Raw genomic sequence first — 8,521 nt, 5'->3', positions numbered from 1 at the left:
TGGTTATACCAGATACATTTCTTCTCTGCAAGAGCTATTTTCACATCCAATTTCATGGATGATTTCCACGTTCCTTACATCGGTCAACGGCGTGCCATCTTATGTTCAATATATAATAATTACTAATTATTATAATTAGTTAACGCACAGACCAGCTTACTCGAACGACGTCTTTGGCCAAAAACCGTATAAATTTTCCTTGACAGGATTTGAGCATTTGGATTATTGGTATTACCAATTGTTCAGAACCCATGGGCAATCATCTTTAGGCGGAGAAGTTGGTGCCATATCGGTAAGCGCTCGGCAAATTTCCGGGATTTGCAGCAATACCTATTTGGTTGTGGCCGTCAGATTGCCTTAGGAGCTTTCAGAGTGGCCCTTGGAATAATAATTTTCACTCCAGCAAGAAATTATAAAATCAGAGGATGACATTTCGATGGGGATCTGGTATGAATTGATGGAAGGATTTTGGCATACGAGCTTGAAATTCTTGCTCTTGTAGCCCAGGTCATCATTGAAATCGCTGTTTTAAAAGCACAGCCTGCAGACAAATTTCATTTGGAACCCTCGTGTTTGATGCAACTCACTGATATGTCTACAAACGTTATTTCCTATGCCAGCATTTGTCCGGCGTCCTGTGGCATTCAAGGCATGCTCAGTCTCGGGCATGGCCGGCAATATAGACAACCCTAAAAGCAGATGGGAAGGGAGGTGATTTGGGAAAATTGGGAAGGGTGGAGACAATCGTCACTGAGTACAATCCATAAAACATTTATTCTATGGAGGGGAAAAATGAAAAAGATCAAAATGTTGATGTTTTTGTGTGTGTTGGCCACGGCTCTCGCATTCGGAACCAATGCCTTGGCGGAAAAGGTCAACTGGAAAATGGGGAGCACCTGGACCCCTGCTATCAATCTCAACAAAGGGGAATTGCTCCTGATCGATTATGTGAAAGAAATGACCGGTGGAGACTTTGACATCAAATGGTTCCCCTCAGGTTCACTCATGGGCGCTTTTGAGTATTTCGATGCCTGCAGCAAGGGCGTGGTGGAGGCGGTCGGGGACTGGCCCAGCTACTGGGCAAGCAAGGACCCGGCATTCGATTTCTTAGGGTCTTTCCCTTTCGGGTTCACCAACGTGGACTATATTACCTGGATGTATGACTTCGGTGGACTGGAGCTGATGCAGGAACTCTACGGGAAATATGGCATGACCTATTTCTCAGTTGGTGCCACCCCCATGGAATCGGGATTTCGGTCCACAGAAAAATTCGGCCCCATCAAATCGATCGAAGATTACAAAGGGTTTAAGGTGAGAACTCCTTCCCGCGCCACTATCTGGATCTTAAAACAGCTCGGTGCTTCACCCGTCAAGATTCCGGGCGGCGAGATCTACCTGGCCGTTGAAAGAGGGACCCTGGACGGCGCCGAGTTCAGCAGCCCCGGCATTGACTGGGAAATGGGCTTTGCCGAAATCACCAAGTACTGGAGCGTTCCCTGCTGGTTTCAGCCTTCATCCCAAGTGGGTGTGATGGTGAACCTGAAGGCCTACAATAAGCTGTCCAAGACCTACAAGGCCATTTTGGAGCGCGGCGCCCAGGCAGCCGCCCTCAAGGGCATGGCCTTCTGGGAAGGTGACTCGGGCAGGGCCATTGATAAGTTCGTGAAGGCAGGGATCGAGATTGTGCCCTTACCCCCGGAGGACCTGAAAAAACTGGAGGAACTGGCCGGTCAGTACTGCGTCATGCAGGCCAAGGAATCCAAGTTCTACGCTCGCATGCTGAAATCCCAGATGGATTATCTTAACGAATACAAAGACTGGCGTGCAATAAGCGGTGATTTTGGTCAGGGACGGACCCCCGTTTATGTGGACAAGGTCTTGGCAGAACTCAAGAAATTAGGTTATTAACAAGACGCCCAAAAGAAACCTTCGGATAAGTATCCGAGGGTTTCTTGGTTGTTTTGCCGGTATGTTCGAATACCTCGGCCTATCCACGTCAAATGTGCGTGGCGCCTTCTTAAAAATGCTCAACTTTTGTTTCCACCCCACCGGGCAGGCAAAAGCGGGTGATTTTTAGAGGTTTCTAATAAAAACAGGGTTTTGTGTCTTTGCCTCGTAACATCGCGAAAAGAAAGGGCATGGTATGCAGCTCAAGACAGTTTTGAAATTTCTGGACAATATCAGCGAGTGGTCGGGCCGCGTCTTCATGTGGCTGATTATTCCCCTGACCATCGTTGTGGTGTATGAGGTCATCTCAAGACGAATTCTCGGCGCTGCCCACATATGGGCGCCGGAGGTGACCAATTACCTGTATGGGCCTCACTTTATGTTGGTGGCGGCCTACACACTCCTCCACAAGGGCCATGTGAGCATCGACATCATCTATCAGAAGTTCTCACCCAGAACAAGAGGGATCCTGGATATCATCACCTACACCTGCCTTTTCTTTCCTTTCTGCTTTATCATGCTTCACCAGGGCATCCTGTTCGCCAAAACCTCCTGGATGATGGGAGAAACCAGCGGTTCTGCAGGCATGCCGGTGGTTCCTGAAATCAAGACGGTCATCCCGGTGACATTTGCATTGCTGCTTATCCAGGGGCTGGCCACTTATATTCGCGCAATCATACAGACTGCTAAGGGGAAAGACATATGAGCCCGGAATTTATCACCTGGGGAATGTTTATCGGCCTTTTGATCGGCCTGTTTATGGGACAACCCCTGGCCTTTGTACTGGGCGGCCTGGCCGCCATATTCGGCTACATCGGATGGGGACCGTCCTGTTTCTATATGTTCCTGAACCGGGCGTTCGGGACCATGGACAATTATATCCTCGTGGCCATCCCGCTGTTCATTTTCATGGCCCAGTTGCTGGATCAATCCGGGGTGGCGGAAAGCCTTTTTGACACCATGCGATACCTCTTCGGTCCTGTCAGGGGAGGAATTGCCATTGCCGTGGTCGTGGTTTCCACGCTCTTTGGGGCCTGTACCGGTATTATTGGGGCCTCTGTGGTCACCATGGGTCTTCTGGGTATGCCGGTGATGCTCAAATACGGGTATAATAAACGGTTGGCATCGGGGGCTGTGTGTGCGGGAGGCACCTTGGGCATACTTATCCCCCCCAGCATTATGCTGGTGGTCATGGCAGACCAGGCCTCCCTGTCCGTGGGCAAGCTCTTTGCCGGGGCCGTGGTTCCCGGGCTGATTCTCTCGTTCATGTATATTTTCTACATCCTGATTCACTGCTTTTTCAAGCCCCAGGACGGACCGGCCCTCACCAAGGAAGAGCGACAGGCGGTTTCCGTAAGACAGATTTTCTTCATGACTTTGAAATCGCTGGTGCCGCCCATGATCCTCATTGCCGGAGTCCTGGGCTCCATCTTTGCCGGCATCGCCACGCCCACCGAGGCCGCGGGCGTCGGGGCCGCCCTCGCCTTTTGCATGACCATTGCCTACGGCAGGTTTTCGTGGAAGGGACTTTACTCCGCCGTGGTAAACACCGCTCGCACAACCTCTATGGTGATCATTATTCTTGTGGGGGCGGCCTGTTTTGCCAGTGTCTTCATGGGCTCAGGCGGCGGAGAAGTGGTCAAGGGGTATATTTACGGGCTCGAATTGGGAAAATGGGGGACTTTTATCGTGATGATGATCATTCTCTTTTTGTTAGGGATGTTCATCGACTGGATCGGCATTATCATGATCTGTTTTCCCCTGTTCCTCCCCATTGCAGCGGATCTGGGATTTGATAAAGTCTGGTTTGTGGTTATCATGGCGGTCATGCTTCAGGACTCCTTTTTGACGCCGCCATTCGGGTATGCCCTGTTTTATCTCAAAGGGGTTGCGCCGCCCGAGGTGAGCACCAGCGACATCTATTGGGGTGCATTCCCATTCTGGAGGCTTATGGAGTTGGGTTTGATCGCCTGCATCATCTGGCCGCAAAGCATCCTGTGGCTGGCCAATACGCTGGTGAAGTAGATAGCAGGGAGCAGGGAGCAGGGAGCGGGGAGTAAGAAGTAGGGAGTAAGCAGTAGGGAGTAAGCAGTAAGCGGTGTGAGCAATAGACAGTAAGCAGTAGGGAGTGTATTCAACAGGGATGGGGGACGGACGTGTTAAAGCCTGGAAAGACCTATGACGAGGTGTATCAGTCGTTTCGTTGGGAGATCCCCGAATTCTACAATATCGGGGTGGACATCTGCGACAAGTGGGCCCATCAGCGATACCGGCTGGCCCTGATCTATGAGAATGAGACCGGGGAGGTGGAGAAATATACCTTCTGGGACCTGATGCGCCTCTCCAACGGGCTGGCCAATGGACTCAAGGCCAAGGGTATGGAGCCCGGCGATCGCTTCGGGATCATGCTTCCCCAGTCCCCCGAGGCAGGGATCGCCCATATTGCCGTCTATAAGATGGGCGCCGTGGTCATCCCCCTCTTTACCCTGTTCGGTACAGAGGCCCTGGAGTACCGCCTGTCCAACAGCCGGGCCAGAGGGATTGTCACGGATGAGGCCAACCTCCCCAAGATCCTGGAGATACGCGACCGGTTGCCCGACCTCCGGACGATCGTTCTGGCAAGGGGCGAAACCCCGGGCGGGGTCGTGAGTTTCTGGGAGCTGATTGAAAAGGGATCGTCCTCGTTTCAGCCTGTCAAGACCCGGTCCGATGATCCTGCCTTTATCAGCTATACCTCCGGCACCACAGGGCCCCCCAAGGGGGCCTTTCATGCCCACCGCGTTCTGTTGGGGCATCTTCCCGGTGTCCAGTTCCCCCATAACTTCTTTCCAAAGGAAGATGATTTCTTCTGGACCCCGGCCGACTGGGCCTGGTTCGGCGGGTTCATGGATGTGCTCCTGCCGAGCTGGCACTTCGGGGTCCCGGTGCTGGCCCATCGCGCCAGGAAGTTCGACCCCGAGGAGGCGTTTCATCTCATAGCCAAATACGGGATCCGGAATGCCTTCATGCCGCCAACGGCCCTCAAGTTGATGCGACAGGTTCCGGACCCGCGCAGCCGTCACGACTATGCCATGCGGACCATCGGGAGCGGCGGAGAGGCATTGGGCGAGGAACTGCTCGACTGGGGGCGGGAGGTCATGGGGCTGACCATCAATGAGTTTTACGGCCAGACCGAGGTCAACCTGGTGGTGGGAACCTGCTCCGAGGTCATGGAGGTCCGGCCCGGTTCCATGGGAAAACCCATTCCCGGGCACCGGGTGGAGGTGGTGGACGAATCGGGCATTCCGGTTCCTCCGGGGACCCCGGGGGAAATTGCCATTCAGCGTCCCGATCCGGTCATGTGTATTGAATACTGGAACAACCCCGAGGCCACCCGGGAGAAGTACGTCAATGACTGGTGGCTCACCGGAGACCTGGCCAAGAAAGATGAGGATGGGTATTTCTGGTTTGTGGGGAGGAAGGACGATCTGATCACCAGTTCGGGGTACCGGATCGGGCCGGCCGAGATCGAGGACTGCCTCATGAAGCACCCGGCCGTGGGCATGGTGGCGGTGGTGGGAAGTCCGGATAAGGTCCGTGGCGAGGTGGTCAAGGCCTTTATCCTGCCGAAACCCGGTGTAATCCCCGGTCCTGAACTGGAAGCGGAGATCAAGAAGTACGTCAAGGTCCGGTTGGCGGCCCATGAATACCCCCGGGAGATCGAATTCGTGACCGAACTCCCCATGACCACGACGGGAAAGATCATCCGGAAGGATCTGAAGGCCCTGGAGGTAAAGCGGAAATCAGGGCATTAGTCCCCTTTTGTCCGGGAGAGGGACCACCAGCACCGGCTTCTTGCAACGCCGCACCACCCGCCTGGACACGCCCCCGATCATGGCGTCTCCCAGAATTCCGTGCCCGTGGGTGCCCATGACCACCAGATCGCAGTCCATCTTCTTGGCCTGTTCGAGGATTGCCTCCACCGGGTTTCCGATTTTCACGATGATGTCGTCCGTGATAAAGGGACAGGCGGGGAGTTGGGCGCTGACAGTGTCGCAGAATTTGCCAAGCTGATCCTTCAGGTCCTGGATGAGTTTTTCCTTGTTTGTCTCCAGCAGACCCTTCCATTTCTCCTCTCCCAGGATATTCATCATGAGAGAATCCCGGTATGGGGACATATCCTCGAGGACATGGAGGAGCGTAATGCCTGCCCCGTATTGGTTGGCAAGGCTGACGGCATACTCGAAGGCGTAACGGGCATTCTCGGACATGTCCGTGGTGCAAAGAATTTTTTTGATCTCGGGAATCATGTGAGGTCCTCCATAGGAGCGAGTAGCGAATTTACCTGTCAGGGTTTTAAAACAAAAGGTCGACGCGTGTAACCCAAGTTCGAATCTGAATTCAGTATACGGGCCGATGGTGATTGAATCAAGAAAATTGTGGGGTTCTGCGAAGATCCGGCTGCGAACACGGGGGAGTTAAAGAGATTTGGATAATTCAGAAACATGGGAGATCATTATCGGTGTCTGTGTCCTGATAGGGGTCTATGTCCTTACCAGGCGCTATCATGCATGGCGCATGGCACGGGCATATAAAGTGATTATCAAAGACCTTGAGCAAAAGGAGGCGGTGAATCCGTTTTCGGCCGTTGAACTCCCTTATTCTCGACAGAAGATCGTTCGAATAGGGACCCGGGATTACCGACCGAAGATGCTCCAGTATATGACGGGCAGAAACATCGTTGGTGTGACCGCTGACGGCAGGTACTATCTATCCCATCCGGGGAGAGGAACCGACAGGCCGGAGGAAGACTTCTGATAATCCCATCTCCTCTTTTTGGATGCTTCGAATTTTTATTTCGCGGGCAATGGTCCCGGAAAAAACCCTGCCCGAGCCGGTCTGATGTTGTTCCGTGGATACATTGGAGGTATTGGCTGTCGACGATTAAAAAGAGGCTGAGGAGGCCTTTCATCCATATGCTCCGGTTGTGGAGGAGATGAAGGAGACAGTTCATGATTTCGGATGGTGTAAAAGATGAGATACGGGCCATTGTGGGCGACGAATGGTTCCTGGATACGCCCGAGGACCTGATCACCTATTCCTATGACGGGTTTTTGCAGGAATTCATGCCAGAGGCCGTGATTGTCCCTGGCGACAGGGATGAGATCGCCGGGGTGATGAAGGTGGCGAACCGGGAGAGGATCAATATCATCCCCAGGGGTGCAGGGACCAATATCTGCGGCAGTTCGGTGGCCAGAAAGGGCGGCATCATTATCGCCTTCCACCGGCTCAACCGAATCCTGGAGATCGAACCGGAATCCATGTGCGCGGTGGTTCAGCCCGGTGTGGTCAATTCGGACCTTCAGAAGGCGGTGGCCGCTTACGGACTCATGTATCCGCCCGACCCTGCCAGCATGTTTGTCTCCACCATCGGCGGCAATGTAGCCCTGAACGCAGGGGGCCCCAGGGGGGTCAAATACGGGGTGACACGGGATTATCTTCTGGGCCTCGAGGTGGTGCTGCCGACCGGAGAGATTATTCGAACCGGGGGAAAGACCCTCAAGAATGTGAGCGGATACGATCTCACACGACTCATGTGCGGATCAGAGGGGACCCTGGGCATTTTTACCGAGATCATTGTCCGGCTGGTGCCCCTGTCCCCTGCCAAGGCCACGCTCCAGGCCATCTATGCCGACCTGGACGATGCGGCGACCACGGTGTCGGCCATTATCGGGGCCGGAATCGTTCCCACGACCCTGGAACTGATCGACCGGACCGTCCTGGACGTGATCAGCAATTACGGCGGGGCAAAGTTTTCGGACAAGGCCCAGGCCCTCCTCCTGATAGAGGTGGACGGCGAGGATGTCACGGTGGAGGCCCAGGGAAAACGGATCGAGGCCTTTTGCAGGGAGCGGGGGGCCTTTCAGGTGGAGCGGGCCAGCACCCCCGAGGAGGCGGATAAACTGTGGCAGGCGCGACGGACCGCCTTTGGCGCGGTTGCCAGCCTGAGGCCCAACTGCATTGTGGAAGACGCCACCGTGCCGGTCAAGATGCTGCCGGCGATCATCCGAAAGATCGTCGAGGTGGCGGACAAGTATTCTCTTCAGATCGGGGTCCTGGCCCATGCCGGGGACGGAAATCTCCACCCCCTGTTCATGACCGATCTGCGCGACAAGGAAGAGATGGCGCGGGTGGACAAGGCCCTGGTGGAACTGGTTGAGGCGGCCATTGCCATGGGCGGCACCCTCTCCGGCGAGCACGGCATCGGCATTGCCAAGGATCGGTTCATGTCCATGGAGTTCAGCCGGACCTCCATCGAATTGATGCGTGGGATCAAGCGGGTCTTTGACCCCAACAATATTCTGAACCCCGGAAGTTTCCTGTAGGGAATACTGTTGATCACACAAAGCCACAAAGCACACAGAGCCAACCAAATGCATTTAACAAAGAAGTATCCTTCGTGTCTTTGGTGCGCCAGGCTAAGCCTGGCTGATCTTGTAACCTGAAAGGAGGTTACCCTGTTAATTGCTCGTTCAGCAGGTAGCGGAGCGGGCGGCCCGCGGAGTAATCCAAAGGGTCGAAGCCCCGCCGAGCG

The 8,521-nt window shown here is 54.3% G+C and carries 7 protein-coding genes; 6 read left to right on the top strand and 1 reads right to left on the bottom strand.

What is annotated here, in order from left to right:
- Positions 1-792: 792 nt before the first annotated feature.
- From dctP to K9N21_23340, 4 genes are all read left to right on the top strand, one after another.
- Positions 793-1,908, top strand: a complete 1,116-nt coding sequence (gene dctP / locus K9N21_23355) for a TRAP transporter substrate-binding protein DctP (protein MCF8146855.1) — start codon at positions 793-795, stop codon at positions 1,906-1,908.
- Positions 1,909-2,143: 235 nt separating this feature from the next.
- On the top strand, positions 2,144-2,653 hold the full coding sequence (locus K9N21_23350) for a TRAP transporter small permease subunit (GenBank protein MCF8146854.1): 510 nt from the start codon (positions 2,144-2,146) through the stop codon (positions 2,651-2,653).
- Positions 2,650-3,972 carry a TRAP transporter large permease subunit gene (locus K9N21_23345; protein ID MCF8146853.1) on the top strand — a complete coding sequence of 441 codons (1,323 nt, stop codon included), beginning with the start codon at positions 2,650-2,652 and terminating at the stop codon, positions 3,970-3,972. The genes K9N21_23350 and K9N21_23345 overlap by 4 nt, the downstream gene beginning before the upstream one ends.
- A 131-nt stretch (positions 3,973-4,103) precedes the next feature.
- Positions 4,104-5,741, top strand: a complete 1,638-nt coding sequence (locus K9N21_23340) for an acyl-CoA synthetase (GenBank protein MCF8146852.1) — start codon at positions 4,104-4,106, stop codon at positions 5,739-5,741.
- Here K9N21_23340 and K9N21_23335 read toward each other — a convergent pair.
- Complete coding sequence (locus K9N21_23335; protein MCF8146851.1) at positions 5,730-6,236, bottom strand: universal stress protein; 507 nt, start codon at positions 6,234-6,236, stop codon at positions 5,730-5,732. The two genes, K9N21_23340 and K9N21_23335, sit on opposite strands and share 12 nt — an antisense overlap.
- A 178-nt stretch (positions 6,237-6,414) precedes the next feature.
- Between K9N21_23335 and K9N21_23330 the strand changes: the two genes are divergently transcribed.
- Both K9N21_23330 and K9N21_23325 read left to right on the top strand, forming a co-directional pair.
- Positions 6,415-6,744, top strand: a complete 330-nt coding sequence (locus tag K9N21_23330; GenBank protein MCF8146850.1) for a hypothetical protein — start codon at positions 6,415-6,417, stop codon at positions 6,742-6,744.
- Between the two features lie 194 nt (positions 6,745-6,938).
- Positions 6,939-8,312, top strand: coding sequence for an FAD-binding protein (locus K9N21_23325; GenBank protein MCF8146849.1), 1,374 nt, complete (start codon positions 6,939-6,941; stop codon positions 8,310-8,312).
- The last annotated feature ends 209 nt before the right edge of the window (positions 8,313-8,521 follow it).

This window comes from Deltaproteobacteria bacterium (assembly GCA_021737785.1).
Taxonomy (GTDB): Bacteria; Desulfobacterota; DSM-4660; order Desulfatiglandales; family Desulfatiglandaceae; genus AUK324.
This window is presented reverse-complemented; position numbering and strand designations above follow the sequence as displayed.

What these genes read in the sequence shown, in the direction of transcription:
- K9N21_23325 (MCF8146849.1), top strand. Translation starts at nt 6,939, where the DNA reads ATGATTTCGGATGGTGTAAAAGATGAGATACGGGCCATTGTGGGCGAC.
- dctP (MCF8146855.1), top strand. Translation starts at nt 793, where the DNA reads ATGAAAAAGATCAAAATGTTGATGTTTTTGTGTGTGTTGGCCACGGCT.
- K9N21_23350 (MCF8146854.1), top strand. Translation starts at nt 2,144, where the DNA reads ATGCAGCTCAAGACAGTTTTGAAATTTCTGGACAATATCAGCGAGTGG.
- K9N21_23345 (MCF8146853.1), top strand. Translation starts at nt 2,650, where the DNA reads ATGAGCCCGGAATTTATCACCTGGGGAATGTTTATCGGCCTTTTGATC.
- K9N21_23335 (MCF8146851.1), bottom strand. Translation starts at nt 6,236, where the DNA reads ATGATTCCCGAGATCAAAAAAATTCTTTGCACCACGGACATGTCCGAG.